Below are 14,352 nucleotides of genomic sequence, written 5' to 3' on the forward strand. Positions count from 1 at the left end.
TGAACCTCACCCGGCGTCCGCGTCACGGTCGCCCGCGCGGTTGAACATCCCGTGTGGCCCCCACAACCAGAGCCGCCATTCGCCTTGCTCGATCGGCGTCACCGATTCGCCTTCGGAGTTCTCGCGAATCCAACGCATCCGACCCGGCTTCACTCCTTCCGCAAGCGTCAGCGTCACGTCCACTTCGCACACCGCCGGAGCGTTGAAGTCAAGCGCAACGACCTCGAAATGTTGAAGATCGAATCCCTCGAACTGGGTCCGTATTTCACCTGCCATCTTGTTCACGGACGACTCGCTGAGTTGACGGGGCACCATCGTGGCCATGCGGCCGAGGTTCTTCTCGCGCCAAGCCGCGAGGTATCGCGAGGCCGCAACGAAGACCTCGTTGGTTTCAAAACCCGCGTCGCCGGGGCGCACCGTAGATGGCGACCACGCATCGTTGGCTTTCTGTGCTTCGACGCTCTTGCGAACCTGCGCCAGCGATTCACGCAGTTTCGGCGGCTCCTTCTTCGGCTCCGCTTGTTTCGCCCTGCTCCGCGCCCAGTCCGCCACCGCGAACAAGCGATTCCTTGCCTTCGTCGCAACGACGACGTTGTTGTAGTTGACGACCATGCCGTGGACGATTCCGTGGCGCTGAAGTTCCGACATCTCCTCCGTAACTAGCTTCTTCGTGCTCTTGATGAACGACCGATGCGCATGGCTAAGACCCCGGTGATGGCCCACCACGTCGTCCCACGCGGTCACCTCCTCCTCGGTACGAGCGTGCAGGCCGCGCCGCTCCGCGTCGACGTCGTTCACGAAACCGTCCATCACCGAAAGGAGAACCAGCGTGGTCGCGTAGAAGCGCCCCTCCGCGTAGTCCTGGGCCGCGAGGCGCACAAGGTCGAGTCGCGGTTGCATGGCGGGTAGGCTCCGCAGCCGCCCGATCATGAACCCCAACGTGTCGGGGTCGCGGTAGATCTCGATGAACTTCGCCTCGGCGCGTTCGGGATCGGTTTCCGAATCCAATATGTCCTCGACGACGTCCATGTTTAGCGGGTCAAGGAATCTTGTCGTCCGCGCGGAACACTGCCGTGTTGGGCTCACCCATTCGTGCCTCCCGGGTACAGCACGCCGGGAACGGGAGCCCCGGGGAAGGGGTATGCGGAGGGGTCCGCCCCGGGGGGCCCTGGCCACGATCGGTATGAGTGCATTGCCCGGAGGTGCCACCCCCGAATGGGCATTGACTTTTTGTTTTGGCGGGAGCATAGTCCCGAGGGCGGATACCACCGCAGATCGGAGAGCGCCTCCAAATAGGCGTCGGGGCCTTGTCGAAGAGATCTGGATCTCTCCGGGTTCACGCGCTAATGCTCATACTTGGAGTGCTGGTTGCGTGTGGTCAACCCCAAACCCCGTCGACGGCACCCTCGGCAACCGAGACGGAGGGTACGGATCCCGTTCCTACGTTCCCACCCGTCGAACAGGGGGACGGGGAATACCCAATCTACCGGGATCCGCCTGTCCGACTCACTGCGGGGAGATACGACAGCGCCTTGGATTCGCCTGCCGAACATCAGGCCGGTGAACAAGCACAAGAAGCTGACGCATCGAAATCGCGCTTTCAGGGGTGGGTCGCTGGCATCTACGTAGCCCAGTTCCCCGACCCGAAGGAGGTCCAACTCTTCCCATGTGAGCGCGAAGACGTCGAGGCGCTGGGTCGGCCGAAGGACGAAGATGAGCTTCGCACGAGTCCGTTCTGGTTCGACCCTCCGTCGTACCTGCCCCCCGGTACCTTCGACTGGACGTATCCAGGAGGCGATGCATGCGGATCCGAGCCGGCATTCGGTATCTGGCGCGAGTTCCTGGTTGATGGAGGAGCGGAGATTACGATTGGTCGGTCATGGCGGCGCTATTTCCGTGGGGACTTCTCGGAGGACCGCGTGCAGAGCGGCTCGATAAACGGGCTTCCTGCTGTCATCATTCCCCCCTTCACCGCAGAAGGATATGGGGACTCCCACATCATTGTGCGGGACCCTTCTGGCGGGACGATCCAAGTCAATGGTTTCCAGCTCCCCTTATCGGAACTCCAGAAGATTGCAGAGGCTCTGGTTAGAGACCTGACCTAACCGACCTTCGAAACAGGCAGGGGGATGAAGATGCGGGTGCGCTCAGTAGTCACGATCGTTGGTGCTCTTCTCCTTTTGGCAACTCTTTCGACGGCGCCAGCCCATGCGTCCCACCTCCGCTGGCTGGACATGAAGCCTCCCCGTGGGGAGTTACGATGGCGACGCGCACATGAACCAGGGATACCACGATCCAGAGGTCGGTGTGGACTGGGATGACGAAGACGGGGACGGAACCTGCTGCGGCGTGGGGCGCAACGTTTACTTCAATGCATGGCTCTACCGTGATGCCGCGACCACGCAGACGACGCTTTGGATCACGTACTATCAATCCAATACATCGAATTGCACGCGCTTTCGGGCGCGGCTTTACGAGTACACGGATCTGAGTCGGATCATTGGCCACATGAATTATCGCCACGCCTATGTCGACAACCCACAACCAGCCCACGGATGCTCGGCCAACTCTGGCGGAATAGCCTGCCGGAACACGGTTGGTCAGATCCAAACCACCACCCAGAGGAATCAATCGGGTGACACATGCGGCTGGACCGGTCCCCACCTTCACTCCGGCCACGCTACTTCAGTCTGGGGCGACTGGAGTTCGAATGTCGGTTCTCCGCCCGGCGGCATCCCGGCGAATGGTGGCGGCCCTTGGACATATCACAATCCCGGATATGAGGGCGCGGTTACAGAACGAAGCGTCCAATGGTGTAATCCAGCTGGCACATGCTGAACCTGGCTGTGGCTTCTTTCTTGCTGAGACGGAACAGCCCGGCCTCCTCAAGGCCTACAACGACTCGTTCACCCAACGCGTCCAGGTTTGGCGCGTCCATTCGATCCTCCGCCAGGCCTCCGAGTACGCCGTCGAACAGCGATGGATCGACCTCAACCCAGCAGCGATCAAGCGTTATCACCCGGCTCGGGTAAGGCGTCGCCGCAAGACCAAGCTCGTTCCCTCGCGGGAACATGTTGAGAAGCTCCTCGCGGCTGCGTACGAGCAGGATGAGTCCTGGGGCTTCTTCGTGTACACGCTGGCCACGCTCGGTCTTCGCTGCGGCGAGGCGTGCGCGATGCACTGGGAGAACGTCGACTTCGAGACACACGAGGTCGAGATCGAATGGGCCGTCGCTACGCCCAAGACCGGCTGTCGCGAGCTCGGCCAGATGTTCCTGAAGGAGCCGAAGGTTGGAGAGTCGCGGACCCTGCCCATCGGATCCGAGTACTTCGAACGCGCCGCATCCCTCCGCAAGGAGGCCGGTCTCGTGTTCCCCAACCCGAAGTCTCGGGAGTCGTTGCGACCCGTTCAGGCCTCATATGGGGCCTGCCCACCGGGTCTTTGGCACCCGAACGAAGCCACCCGTCGCTTCCGCGCGATGCGGACCGCGATCGGTCTCCCGGCCTACACCCCGCACAGCCTCCGCCATTTCGTGGCGACCCAAGCACTCATCAAGATGGAGGGCCGCTCCCTCAACCAGGTCGCCGAGTTCCTGGGTCACAGCCCACGGATGACGCTGGAGCTTTACGGATGGACGCTGGATCGCGAGGCTCTGAAGCACGTCGGGGAGACGGTGATGACGCTGGTGGACATCGACGGGATATGGCGCCCAGAGACCCGCGATCCTTAGCGATCGAATCGATCGTAGCAACCGCTCACTGTTTGGAGCCGGGGGCTCTCTTTCGGGAGAATGCCGGCATGCGATATCGGGTGTTGGTTCGGCTCAAGGCCGACCGGGTCGTCGAGCTCGACGCGAAAGACGCCGACGAGGCCTTCCAGAAAGCAGAGGACGCGGCGTTCCCCGGCAGGCACCGGCGCGACAAGGTCAAGACCATGATCGCGCCGGGCTTCCCCAAGAAGTCCACCAAGCGCAAGACGAAGCCGAGCGTCGGCGTCCCGACCTGAACATGGGCGAGGACCTGCTCGATATCGCCGACCGCCTCTGGCGGGGCGACATCGGCATCGAGCAGCGCTTCCCGTTCGCGGCTGGGGGCGAGCGCGCCGAAGTTGCCGACCGGACTCTGTTCACGGCCTCCTTCGCCAACGTCAGCGCCTTCGACACCGATGAAGGACTCGTCCTGGTCGACACGGGCGCCGTCTTCGTCGCGAAGAGCGTGTTCGACGTGATCAGGACTTGGACGAAGGAGCGTCTCCACACCGCGGTCTACTCGCACGGCCACGTCGACCACGTGTTCGGCGTGCCGGTGTTCGAGGAGGAGGCCAGGGAGCGCAACCTCCCGATGCCTCGTGTGGTCGCGCACGAGGCGATGCCGGCACGGTTCGACCGCTACATCCTCACGGCGGGTTTCAACGCCTGGATCAACCGCCGCCAGTTCGGCGTCGACGCGCTCGAGTGGCCGACCGAGTATCGCTACCCCGACGTGACCTACCGCGACACGCTGATGCTCGACGTAGGCGGCGAACGCTTCGAGCTGCATCACGCGCGCGGCGAGACCGACGACCACACCTGGACCTGGGTGCCCGGCCGCAAGGTGCTGTGCACCGGCGACTTCATCATCTGGGCGTCGCCGAACGCCGGGAACCCGCAGAAGGTGCAGCGGTACCCGCGCGACTGGGCGGCCGCGCTTCGAGACATGGCGTCTGTGGGCGCCGAGGTGCTGCTTCCCGGCCACGGCCTCCCGATCGTGGGCGCGGAGCGGATCCGGACGACGCTGACCGATACGGCCGCGCTGCTCGAGCACCTCCACGACGAGACGGTCCGCATGATGAACGACGGAGCCCGGCTCGACGAGATCATCCACGCGGTGCGCGCGCCGGAGCACCTCATCACGCGGCCGTACCTGCGCCCGGTCTACGACGATCCGGAGTTCATCGTTCGCAACGTGTGGCGCCTCTACGGCGGATGGTTCGACGGCAATCCCGCCTCGCTCAAGCCGGCGCCGGAGGCCGCGCTCGCCCGCGAGCTCGCGACGCTCGCCGGCGGCGCGCGCGTCCTGGCGGAACGCGCCCGGGCGCTCGCGGCGGCAGGTGATCTGCGTCTGGCGGCTCATCTCGCGGAGACGGCATCGCTCGCCGATCCCGGCGACGCGCAGCTCCACGCGATCCGCGCCGAGGTCTACGAGGCCCGCGTCGCGGCCGAGCCCGCACTGATGGCGAAGGGGATATTCGGCTGGGCGGCGCGCGAGTCGCGAGCCCGCGCGTCCGAACCACAAGACCCGAGCCGGTAGCATGGGCGCATGGACCTGACGCCGCTCGCGATCCGCGACGCGACCACGAAGATCCTGCTCGTCGTCATGGACGGACTGGGCGGCTACGCGGACGCCGAGCACGACACCGAGCTGGAAGAGGCGCTCACCCCTCACCTCGACGCGCTCGCGGCCGAGGGGATCACCGGCCTCGTCGAGCCGGTCGGGCCCGGCATCACGCCCGGCTCGGGGCCCGGCCACCTGGCGCTTTTCGGATACGACCCCGAAGAGTTCGAGCTCGGACGCGGCGCGCTCAGCGCCGCCGGTCTGGAGTTCGACCTCAAACCGGGCGACGTCGCGGCGCGGGGCAACTTCGCAACGATCGCGCCCGACGGGACGATCATCGACCGGCGCGCCGCTCGCATCCCCGATCCCGAGGCGTCCGTGATCGTCGAGCGTCTCCAGCGCGAGGTGAAGCTCGGCGACGGGGTGGAGGTGTTCTTCGTCCCCGAGCGCGAGCACCGCGTGCTCGTGGTCCTGCGCGGCGAGGGCCTCGATCCCCGCATAACCGACACCGACCCACAGCGGATCGGCGTTCACCCGCTCGTATCGATGGCCGCCGAGCCGTCCGCGGATCGCACCGCCGAGTTGATCAACGAGCTGTCGAACCAGGTGCGCGACCTCCTCAGTGGTGGATCGAAAGCCAACGCGCTTCTGTTGCGCGGATCCGACTCGCTGCGCGAGATGCCGTCGTTCGACGATCGGTACGGGCTGCGCGCGGCCGCCATCGCGATCTATCCGATGTACCGCGGGATCGCGAGGATCCTCGGGATGGACGTCCTGGCGCGAACGAAGGATCTCGCCGAGCAGATCGCGGTCGCTCGCGAGGCGTGGGATCGATACGACTACTTCTTCCTGCATCACAAGTACACGGACTCCGCGGGAGAAGACGGCGATCGGCGACGCAAGATCGCGGCGATCGAGGACCTCGACCACGTCGTACCGGAGCTTCGCTCGCTGAACCCCGACGTGATCGTCATCTCCGGGGACCACGCGACGCCGACGCAGATGGCCGCGCACTCGTGGCATCCGGTGCCGACGCTGCTCTGGTCGACGAAGGGACAGCGCGACGAGGTCGACCGGTTCGGTGAGCGTTGGTGCGCGCGGGGCGCCCTCGGCACCCGCCCGACGAAGACGCTCATGCCGGTGATGCTCGCGCACGCCGGGCGCCTGCGGAAGTACGGGGCCTAGCGCACCATCCCCGGTATCCGGAGCTTCCCACCCGGCGGCACCAGCCAGGCGAACAACGCGTAGCCCAGCGCGGGGAACAGCGCGAACGCCGAGGCCGGGCCCGGCCCGACCAGGACCGCCAGTCCGCCGCCGGCGATGCTCGCCAGTGCCTGCCCGCCGAGCAGCATGCCTTGCAGCAGTCCGAATGCGGTCGCGCGGATGTCCGCGGGCAATCGCGTGCCGACGACGGCGTACGCGGGGATCACCATGGCGAACACGACTCCGATCGAGAAGTACCCGGCGGCCGCCCAGTAGTTCGGCGGCTCGATCAGGAACCACAGGATGCCTCCGGCGGTTCCCAGCATGATGACGAGCGCCGAGGTTCGGAGCAGATCATCCGGCTCGCCCTGGCGGCGCACGAGAACCGACGCGAGGATCGTGCCCACCGGCACCGTCGCGGCCAGGATCCCGATCGCCGCGTCGCCGTAGCCGCTCAGGTTCTCCCGCACGTACACCACGACGAGCGCTTCCGCGACGATCGCGCACGAGGCACCCACGGTCGCGAGGCCGGCCGCGCGCCGCAGATACGGGTCGCCCAAGATCGTTCGTGCGCCGGCCTTGAGGCTCGCCCCCACCGAAACGATGGGCCGGCCGACGCGACCCCCGGCGAGGAATCCGAGCAACAGAGCCGAAAGCCCGAAGGTCGCCGCGTTGACAACGAGCGCGCCCTCCGCGCCGACGGCGACGACGAGCCCTCCGCCGGCTGTGTATCCGAGCACGAGCACCACCTGATAGGTGATGTTGCTCAACGCGAGCGCATCGCCGTAGTGCTCCTCGGAGACGACCTCGGGTAAGAAGGCCGCCCGGGCGGCCTCGAACGGAGGCGTCGCGGCGGCCCCCAAAAACGCCAGCACCAGCAGGAGCCAGGCGGGTTCGACCGCGAGCATCACGAGGAACATGCCGCCGCGAACCAGATCGGCGACGATCATGACCGTTCGGCGGGGGAAGCGGTCGCCGAGCGCGGCCAGCGCCTGGCCGAGCCCCACCCAGGGAAGCAGTCCGACGCCCGTCACCGCCGCGGTGAGCAGCTTCGAGCCGGTCCGGTTGTGCACGAGGACGGCGAGCGCCACCCGTGCCGCCCAGTCCCCGAGCTCGCTGAGGATCTGCGCCGACCACAGCAGCCGGAAGTCGCGATGCTGAAGGGCTCGGAACAGGCTGCCCGTCCTTGCGCTCATCCCCACGTCTCCCGACCCCGTAGTCGATGGTCGCGGTATCTTCCCACGGGCGGGGCTACTCCCCCGCGAGGCCGGCAGGGACGCGGAGCGCAGACATCGAAGACTCTCGGATGAAGTCGTCGAGTGTGGCACGGCCGGCCGTGGTTCTGCTCGTCCTTGCCCTCGTGGCCCCGGGACTCGCCGGTGCCGACCATCCGCTGGGCAACATCCCCTGGAGCACCCTGCTACCGCCGCACCCCGGCGTGACCGCGCCCGCAGACCCCGCGATCCCTTGCGGCGAGCACCCGACGCCGGCGTGCGTCGATCAGGTCATCGACGACATGGTCGTGAACTGGGAACCATGGGACGCGTCGTGCGACCCGCGCGCGGTGTTCGCGCTCACCTACCTGCTCACCACCGAGGCGTTCCGCGAGACGATCGAGGACACGGGCTTCTTCCAGGACAACGACGGCATCATCAACCTCGATCGCGTGTTCGCGGACCTCTTCTTCGCGGCCGTCGACGGCTATGAGAACGGAACCGCCCCGCCGGCATGGAAGGTCGCGTTCGATGCGGCGACGAGCGGACGCACGAACGCGGTGCAGGATGTCTTCCTCGGCATGAACGCCCACATCCAGCGCGACCTCCCGGTGGCGCTCGCCGCGGTCGGTCTCGTCCAAGCCGACGGAGCCAGCCGGAAGTCCGATCACGACGCCGTGAACGAGATCCTTTCCGATGTCCTCGACCACATCGAGGACGAGATCGGCCGGCTCTACGATCCGATGGTCGCGCTCGCCGACGCGAAACCATCGCCGGTGGACGAGGTGGGAGCCCTCGAGCTGCTCAAGTCATGGCGCGAGGGCGCGTGGCGGAACGCCGAGCGTCTCACGCTGGCCCGCTCGAACGCAGAGCGAAACGTGGTGATGGCGCAGATCGAGGCCTACTCGACGATCTGGGCGACGGTCATCGCGGGCCCGGACTTCAGCTGGTACGAGGCCCGGCGCTTCGCGTACTGCACGGCGGCCCACCAAGCGACGCAGCCGTAGCGAGCGCGCGTTACGGCGGGTCCCTGCTTCTCGCGTCGCCTAGTTGCTCCAGGTCGACAGCGGCCCGGCCTCGAGCGCGAACGCTGCTTCCCAGACCGCCGCAAGGGCGAGCGGCCCGATCGAGCCGAGCTCGGCGAGGCGGTCCGTTGCGCTCGGTCCGTATCCCGAATCCGCGATCGTGGTCAGATTCAGGGAGCGCGACGAGACCGCGGGGTAGGTCCTGGCAGCCGGAGCGAAGGGCTCACCTTGGTAGGAGACGTTGCGCGGCGCGCGGGTGCGGAGCGCCTTCGGTTCCTTCTGCGATCCCATCCGGTCCTCCGTCGATCCTCGTCGTCCCGGTCGCCCCCGAAAACTGGAGCGAGGCCCCCGTTTCCGGGGGCCTCTCCCTGCAAGGAACCGAGGTCCGGTTCCACCCCCCGCAGGATGCAGGTACTCCCCCGCTGGTTTCGGAAAGTGCGTGTTGCCTCAGGTATTCCATCGGAAACGAGGGGGCCCTCAACAGTTGCACCTGCTTCAAACCGAGATGGGACGGATGCACTATTCCGGGGGGTGCTATTCGCCCCCGTCAGCCGGTCTGGCGGGCCCGTTCCTCGACCGCGACGCGGAAGGAGCGGAGGAACGTAGCCATCGTCGCCTCGGTTGCCAGCGATGCGGCCTTCGCGTCCGATAGGTCGATAACGGTGGACGGCAGCGCGTATGAGCCTTCGACCAGCATCTCGCACGCGCGGGCCGAGACGCGCCTGACCACGATCCGCCCGGCGTAAGACGACGGAACCCAATGGAAGCCTGCGGTACGCCAGCGCAACGGTACGACGAGCTCGTCCCGGTCATCACCCGGAACCGCCGGAAGGAGGTCGACCGTGAGCTGCCGGCTCCCCGGGCGCGAGGTCAGGCGAAGGGAGCGTCCGGCGGCCGCCTCCCCCGCGTGGGTGGCGATCCGCAGGAATGCCACGACCCAGTCGGCCGGCCTGACGGACAAGAGCTCCGCCAGCTCGTCGAACGGCCTGTCGATCCGTACGGTCCCCGTTGGCGACATCGTTTCCCCGAAGACGCCCGGTGCCGAGGGCACCGAGTCTCCGACCATTGACGCACCCGCGGCCGGGGGCGGCCAGATTCAGACGCACTATCCGGGGCTAGTACAGATTCAGGCTTGGCGGAGGATGCCCTCACGCACCGCGGTCGCGACCGCCTCGAGCTTGGAGTGAGCGCCCAGTTTGCCGATCACGTTCTGCACATGGTTGCGCACCGTGTGCAGGCTCAGGACCAAGCGTTCCGCGATCGCCGCGTTCGACAAGCCTTCTGCGAGGAATCTCAAGATCTCCATCTCGCGGGGGGTCAGATCCACGCCGTGGCCCTGCTCCTTGCGACGGAGGCGAGGCAGGAGCCGCGCCAGCATCGAGGGCGAGATGAGCGCTTCACCCGAGTGGGCGGCGCGCACGGCGCTCTCGACTTCACCGATCGCCTTGTGCTTGGTGATGAAGCCCGAGCACCCGGCCTCGATCGCGCGAACCAGCACCGCCTCGTCGTCGAAGGAAGTGACCATGACGACCTGCACCGACGGAACCTCGGCCTTGATACGTTCCGTCGCCAGCACGCCGTCACCGTCGGGAAGCTCGTAATCCATGAGGACCACATCGGGCGCGTGCATGCGAACCGCTGCGCACCCCTCTTCAACGGTTCCGGCCGAGGCGATCACTTCGATATCGGACTCGGCCCCAAGGGCGGCTCGAAGTCCCTGTACGAGCATCTCGTGATCGTCGACGATGACGACGCGGATCGGCAGAGTGGTTTCCATCACCTTGTTTCGTTCGGCTCGCGGAGTGCGCGAGCGTAGCAGCGGAGAGGCCGCTCTCGGTTGCTGAACGGAAAAACCATAGACGAACGGTACACTCTGCGCGTGGTTCCCCCCACACCGCAAGCTGCCGCCTCCCCCTCGCAGCTGCGGCTCCGCCTCTTGCTGCTCGTTCTGCTTGCGGTGTTGCCCGCGCTGTTGCTCGTCGGGATCAGCGCGATCCGCAATCGGAACACGCTCGCGGAACAGGTCGAGGAGAACGCGCTTCGGGTTGCCCGTTTGTCGGCAGCCGGCCACGAGGCGGCGATCGAAGGCGCGCGACAGTTCCTCACCGCGCTCGCGCGTGTCCCGGAGGTGCGGTCGGGCAGCGCATCACGTTGCGAAGCGCTCGTGCGGGACCTCCTCGTGCAGTTCCCGGATTATCTGAACTTCGGGCTTGCCGATCTTCCCGACGGCGAGCTCACGTGCAGCGCGGTCCCGGCTCGATCGACCGTGACCGTGAAGGATCGAGCCTATTTCCAGCGCGCGGTTCAGACAGGTGGGTTCGCCGTCGGCGACTTCCTGATCGGCCGGGTCACCGGACAACCGGCGCTGACGTTCGGGATCCCGGTGCTCGACGACCGGGGTGGCCCGCGCGCGATCGCGTTCGCGGCGATCTCACTTCAGGTCTTCGAAGACGTCGCCACGAAAGCCGCCTTGCCCGAGGGATCGTCGGTCGTCGTTGTCGATGGCAAAGGGACCGTTCTCGCGCGCGTTCCCGACCCGCTCGGGCTCGTCGGCAAGACCCTCCCGGAGGAAGCGCTCGTGAAAGCGGTTCTCGCGCGTCCGCAGGGCACGGTCGAGGTGGCCAGCTTCGACGGCGTGCGCCGGCTCTACGGATTCACGCGCCTGCAGGGCGGCGGTGACGTGTCCGTCGCCGTGGGCATCTCGAGCGCGGCGGCGTTCGCCGACGTGGATCGCACGTTCTGGTTCGGCGTGACCGGGCTCGCGCTGGTCGGGATCCTGGCAATGATCGCGGCGTGGTTCTTCGGGAGGGCGTTCGTCGTCCGTCCGGTTACGTCCGCTCTGCGAGGTGAGCGGCAAGCCGTCGAGCGTCTCGAGCAGGTCGATCAGATGCGGACGGATTTCGTCTCGATGGTCTCCCACGAGCTTCGCAATCCGCTCGCCACCGTTCGAGGGTTCGGCCAGTTGCTCCGGGATCGGCCCGAGTCGCTCCCCGACGAGCAACGACATCAAGCCTACGAGGTGATCGTGCGGCAAGTGGACCGCATGGCGTCCCTGATCGACAACGTCCTCGACGTGTCGCGCCTCGAGTCCGACACGTTCTCCTACGCGTTCGTTGCTTACGAACCGGCGCGACTCCTCGATGAAAGCGCGGAGGAGGCTCGCGGCGCCTGGCGGCAGCACCAGCTCGTCGTCGACTCGCCCGACGGTCTTCCGACCGCGAAGGGCGACTCCGACCGCTTGAAGCAGGTGCTCCTGAACCTCGTGTCCAACGCCTGCCGCTACTCGGCAGAAGGAACCACGGTGACGCTACGCGCGCGGAGCGTCGGCACGAACGTGCGCATCGACGTCGTCGACGAAGGACCCGGCATACCTGCCGAGAGCCTCGCGCTGCTTTTCCACCGGTTCGCGCGGCTGCGGACTCCAGACGCGCAAAACGTACGCGGCACCGGGCTCGGGCTCTACATCAGCCGTCGCATCGTCGAGGCGCACGGCGGACACATCACGGTCGAGAGCGAGCCGGGCCGCGGGTCGACCTTCTCGGTCGAGGTTCCTATCGACCCACCGCAGCCGGGAACCTAGCGACGCTTCCTACGTTTCGGAGCCGGCCGCGGATCCGGGGCCGGGCCGCCTTTCGCCCGGGCCGCCTGCCGCCGATCGCGACGCGGCGCGCGCGAGAGCTTGCGTTCGCGTATCCGCCCTGCAGCGAACCATCCCGCGCCGATCGCCACCACCGAAGCGCCGGCCGACACCCAAACCCACGGGAACGGCTTCGCGTGGATGGTCTGCGCGGCGACGAACACACCCAAGGCGTTGGTTTCGCCGAACACCTGGAGGCTCGCGGCGACGGGCTGCGCGCTGATCTCGATCCAGCCCTCGCCCTCCTGGTGACGAAGCAGCCGGGTTCCTCCGAGCGCCGAGCGGAGTATCACCGTGCCAGGATTGGCGAGCGCGGCAGGGGCGCCTTCCTTGGCGTAGGTCGCCGTGATCCGGTACGCGTTGCCGTCGTAACGCACTCCCTCCGGAGGCTCGCCGAACGTGGCCGGATCGAGTGGCCGGATCTCGACCAGCACCGCGATCTCCCCGAGCCGCGGCGTGAATGAGCCCTCCCGCAGGGCGATCACCGCTTGACCCTCCGGTGTGATGACCTGGGCGGCCACCGTCCCGATATCGGTCATGGCGGCTTCTTGTTTCGTCCCCTCCGGCGGGATGTTGCCGGTCGCGAACTCCGGAGGCGGCTTGACCCAGCGGTAGGGTTCGATGGGGAGCGGGCCGCTGTCGTACAGGGGCAGGACCGGACCGTTCCCGGCAAGTCCGATCGCGATCACGAGGTAGGCTCCCACTGCGAGGAGCCCCCAGACGAGCCGGCGGGCCCTCACAACAACATCAAAACGTTGGCCGCCGCGTGGGTCACGGCCGGGGCCGTCCACGATCCGGTCGCCCAGCGTTGCCATCCCAAGAGGGATCCGGCGGCAAGATCCACCGGCACGGCTCGCCATCCCCAGAAGGTCACGTGCACGATGGCGAACCCGAACGAAGAGCCGGCGAGGGCGAAGGGAACTCCCCAACGCAAGAGCGTCGCGTAGACGAAGCGGCGGAAGAACGCCTCCTCCGCGACGGCCGCGACGATCGCGGAGCCCAGGAGTACCGCTCCGGGCGGCGGAATGAGGCTCCCGCCCAGCGCACCTCGCGCGATCGCGAAAGCACCGACCCCGAGCGCGACCGTTGCGCACCATAGGCGCGCGTTTGGCCCGGAGGTGCGTTCGATCGCCAAAGGATGAAGCGCTCCGGCGAGGCCCACCACGATCGTGATCGCGGCGAACGCCGGCGAAACCGGGCGCGAGACGAGCGCGATGCAGCCGGCCACGACCGTCAACGCGGCGAGCGCTTCGGTGGGTGATGCGGCGCGCGGCCCAGCCGCGAGGGCCGCGCGCACGGCGCCGACCGTCATGCGGCCGTGAAGGAAACGGCCGCGAGCACGCGCGGACTGAACGGGCCGTGGTCGGCGGCGACGAACTCCACCTGCAACAGATGTTGTCCCGTCGCCACAGCTTTGATGGTCTCGTCGAGGCTGCCGAGCAGCTGAACGACCCTGCCGTCCAGCAAGAGATGGATGTGGCCCTCGTCCGGGTTCAGGTTCGTTGAAACCTGCGGGACGATACGGCCGCCGGTCAGCGCGATCCGCACCCGCACGTCGCCTCCTTGGATGACCGCACCGTTCGCCGGCTCCAGGATCGAAACCGTCGCGGTTGAGCTCAGACGCGCGGACTGAGACGGGGTCGGCGCCGGCTCGGGATCCGAACTCGGACAGGCGGCAAGACCGGCCAGCAGTCCGGCGGCGAGCGCGAAGAAGAGCGGTCGTCTCATGGCAACAGTCAGGGAGTCTATCGGCCGGATGGGTCTTTGGTGGGGTCGTCCTCAGCCTCGTCCCCGGCCCCGTTCTGCGCCTCGACATGCTTGCGGCGCAGCTGAAGAACGAAGAAGAAGACGACGGCCGGCAGGAGCAGGAACAGGATCTCGTCCCACCCGCCGGCGTGTGCGAGCGGCATCACTCCAACCAGTCTAGAGCGGCGATCTCGGAACGGCGCGGTCACTGCGCG

Annotated in this window: 16 protein-coding genes; 7 read left to right on the forward strand and 9 right to left on the reverse strand. The window is 67.0% G+C overall.

Features of this window, described 5'->3' with window-relative positions:
• Positions 1-6 precede the first annotated feature (6 nt).
• The gene (locus WEB06_09015; GenBank protein ID MEX2555759.1) at positions 7-1,029 is read right to left on the reverse strand and encodes a hypothetical protein; all 1,023 of its coding nucleotides are present in this window, start codon (positions 1,027-1,029) and stop codon (positions 7-9) included.
• A 503-nt stretch (positions 1,030-1,532) separates the two neighbouring features.
• Between WEB06_09015 and WEB06_09020 the strand changes: the two genes are divergently transcribed.
• The 5 genes from WEB06_09020 (at position 1,533) to WEB06_09040 (ending at position 6,497) form a co-directional block, all read left to right on the forward strand.
• A complete protein-coding gene (locus WEB06_09020) occupies positions 1,533-2,105 on the forward strand; it encodes a hypothetical protein (protein MEX2555760.1) in 573 nt (190 codons plus the stop codon).
• Between the two features lie 674 nt (positions 2,106-2,779).
• Positions 2,780-3,730 carry a site-specific integrase gene (locus WEB06_09025; protein ID MEX2555761.1) on the forward strand — a complete coding sequence of 317 codons (951 nt, stop codon included), beginning with the start codon at positions 2,780-2,782 and terminating at the stop codon, positions 3,728-3,730.
• Between the two features lie 68 nt (positions 3,731-3,798).
• Positions 3,799-4,005, forward strand: coding sequence for a hypothetical protein (locus WEB06_09030; protein MEX2555762.1), 207 nt, complete (start codon positions 3,799-3,801; stop codon positions 4,003-4,005).
• A gap of 2 nt (positions 4,006-4,007) precedes the next feature.
• Positions 4,008-5,288 (forward strand): alkyl sulfatase dimerization domain-containing protein, encoded by a 1,281-nt coding sequence (locus tag WEB06_09035; protein ID MEX2555763.1) that lies wholly within the window; start codon positions 4,008-4,010, stop codon positions 5,286-5,288.
• 9 nt (positions 5,289-5,297) lie between these two features.
• The gene (locus WEB06_09040) at positions 5,298-6,497 is read left to right on the forward strand and encodes a 2,3-bisphosphoglycerate-independent phosphoglycerate mutase (protein ID MEX2555764.1); all 1,200 of its coding nucleotides are present in this window, start codon (positions 5,298-5,300) and stop codon (positions 6,495-6,497) included.
• On the opposite strand, the gene WEB06_09045 is transcribed toward WEB06_09040, so the two are convergent.
• Entirely contained in the window at positions 6,494-7,711 is a 1,218-nt protein-coding gene (locus WEB06_09045; protein MEX2555765.1) for an MFS transporter, read from the reverse strand. The two genes, WEB06_09040 and WEB06_09045, sit on opposite strands and share 4 nt — an antisense overlap.
• Positions 7,712-7,821: 110 nt before the next feature.
• Here WEB06_09045 and WEB06_09050 point away from each other — a divergent pair, with 110 nt between their 5' ends.
• Positions 7,822-8,736 (forward strand): DUF5995 family protein, encoded by a 915-nt coding sequence (locus WEB06_09050; protein MEX2555766.1) that lies wholly within the window; start codon positions 7,822-7,824, stop codon positions 8,734-8,736.
• A gap of 39 nt (positions 8,737-8,775) precedes the next feature.
• Here WEB06_09050 and WEB06_09055 read toward each other — a convergent pair whose 3' ends face one another.
• The 3 genes from WEB06_09055 to WEB06_09065 all read right to left on the reverse strand — a co-directional run bounded on the left by WEB06_09055 (position 8,776) and on the right by WEB06_09065 (position 10,531).
• Positions 8,776-9,045, reverse strand: a complete 270-nt coding sequence (locus WEB06_09055) for a hypothetical protein (GenBank protein ID MEX2555767.1) — start codon at positions 9,043-9,045, stop codon at positions 8,776-8,778.
• A gap of 256 nt (positions 9,046-9,301) precedes the next feature.
• Positions 9,302-9,772: a hypothetical protein gene (locus tag WEB06_09060; GenBank protein ID MEX2555768.1), complete on the reverse strand. Its 471-nt coding sequence runs from the start codon at positions 9,770-9,772 to the stop codon at positions 9,302-9,304.
• Positions 9,773-9,880: 108 nt separating this feature from the next.
• Positions 9,881-10,531, reverse strand: coding sequence for a response regulator transcription factor (locus WEB06_09065; GenBank protein ID MEX2555769.1), 651 nt, complete (start codon positions 10,529-10,531; stop codon positions 9,881-9,883).
• 102 nt (positions 10,532-10,633) lie between these two features.
• On the opposite strand from WEB06_09065, the gene WEB06_09070 reads away from it, so the two are divergent.
• A complete protein-coding gene (locus WEB06_09070; GenBank protein ID MEX2555770.1) occupies positions 10,634-12,334 on the forward strand; it encodes a sensor histidine kinase in 1,701 nt (566 codons plus the stop codon).
• Here WEB06_09070 and WEB06_09075 read toward each other — a convergent pair.
• From WEB06_09075 to WEB06_09090, 4 genes are read right to left on the reverse strand one after another with little or no spacing between them, the layout of a single operon-like run.
• Positions 12,331-13,131, reverse strand: a complete 801-nt coding sequence (locus WEB06_09075) for a hypothetical protein (GenBank protein ID MEX2555771.1) — start codon at positions 13,129-13,131, stop codon at positions 12,331-12,333. The two genes, WEB06_09070 and WEB06_09075, sit on opposite strands and share 4 nt — an antisense overlap.
• Complete coding sequence (locus tag WEB06_09080) at positions 13,128-13,703, reverse strand: CPBP family glutamic-type intramembrane protease (protein MEX2555772.1); 576 nt, start codon at positions 13,701-13,703, stop codon at positions 13,128-13,130. Before WEB06_09080 ends, WEB06_09075 begins: the two co-directional genes overlap by 4 nt.
• Complete coding sequence (locus WEB06_09085) at positions 13,700-14,119, reverse strand: hypothetical protein (protein MEX2555773.1); 420 nt, start codon at positions 14,117-14,119, stop codon at positions 13,700-13,702. Before WEB06_09085 ends, WEB06_09080 begins: the two co-directional genes overlap by 4 nt.
• Before the next feature lie 17 nt (positions 14,120-14,136).
• Complete coding sequence (locus WEB06_09090) at positions 14,137-14,301, reverse strand: hypothetical protein (GenBank protein MEX2555774.1); 165 nt, start codon at positions 14,299-14,301, stop codon at positions 14,137-14,139.
• Positions 14,302-14,352: the final 51 nt, after the last annotated feature.

The organism is Actinomycetota bacterium (assembly GCA_040905475.1).
In the GTDB taxonomy this organism is placed as follows: Bacteria; Actinomycetota; AC-67; order AC-67; family AC-67; genus DATFGK01.

What these genes read in the sequence shown, in the direction of transcription:
- WEB06_09015 (MEX2555759.1), bottom strand. Translation starts at nt 1,029, where the DNA reads ATGGACGTCGTCGAGGACATATTGGATTCGGAAACCGATCCCGAACGC.
- WEB06_09025 (MEX2555761.1), top strand. Translation starts at nt 2,780, where the DNA reads ATGAGGGCGCGGTTACAGAACGAAGCGTCCAATGGTGTAATCCAGCTG.
- WEB06_09030 (MEX2555762.1), top strand. Translation starts at nt 3,799, where the DNA reads ATGCGATATCGGGTGTTGGTTCGGCTCAAGGCCGACCGGGTCGTCGAG.
- WEB06_09035 (MEX2555763.1), top strand. Translation starts at nt 4,008, where the DNA reads ATGGGCGAGGACCTGCTCGATATCGCCGACCGCCTCTGGCGGGGCGAC.
- WEB06_09040 (MEX2555764.1), top strand. Translation starts at nt 5,298, where the DNA reads ATGGACCTGACGCCGCTCGCGATCCGCGACGCGACCACGAAGATCCTG.
- WEB06_09045 (MEX2555765.1), bottom strand. Translation starts at nt 7,711, where the DNA reads ATGAGCGCAAGGACGGGCAGCCTGTTCCGAGCCCTTCAGCATCGCGAC.
- WEB06_09050 (MEX2555766.1), top strand. Translation starts at nt 7,822, where the DNA reads ATGAAGTCGTCGAGTGTGGCACGGCCGGCCGTGGTTCTGCTCGTCCTT.
- WEB06_09055 (MEX2555767.1), bottom strand. Translation starts at nt 9,045, where the DNA reads ATGGGATCGCAGAAGGAACCGAAGGCGCTCCGCACCCGCGCGCCGCGC.
- WEB06_09060 (MEX2555768.1), bottom strand. Translation starts at nt 9,772, where the DNA reads ATGTCGCCAACGGGGACCGTACGGATCGACAGGCCGTTCGACGAGCTG.
- WEB06_09065 (MEX2555769.1), bottom strand. Translation starts at nt 10,531, where the DNA reads ATGGAAACCACTCTGCCGATCCGCGTCGTCATCGTCGACGATCACGAG.
- WEB06_09080 (MEX2555772.1), bottom strand. Translation starts at nt 13,703, where the DNA reads ATGACGGTCGGCGCCGTGCGCGCGGCCCTCGCGGCTGGGCCGCGCGCC.
- WEB06_09085 (MEX2555773.1), bottom strand. Translation starts at nt 14,119, where the DNA reads ATGAGACGACCGCTCTTCTTCGCGCTCGCCGCCGGACTGCTGGCCGGT.
- WEB06_09090 (MEX2555774.1), bottom strand. Translation starts at nt 14,301, where the DNA reads ATGCCGCTCGCACACGCCGGCGGGTGGGACGAGATCCTGTTCCTGCTC.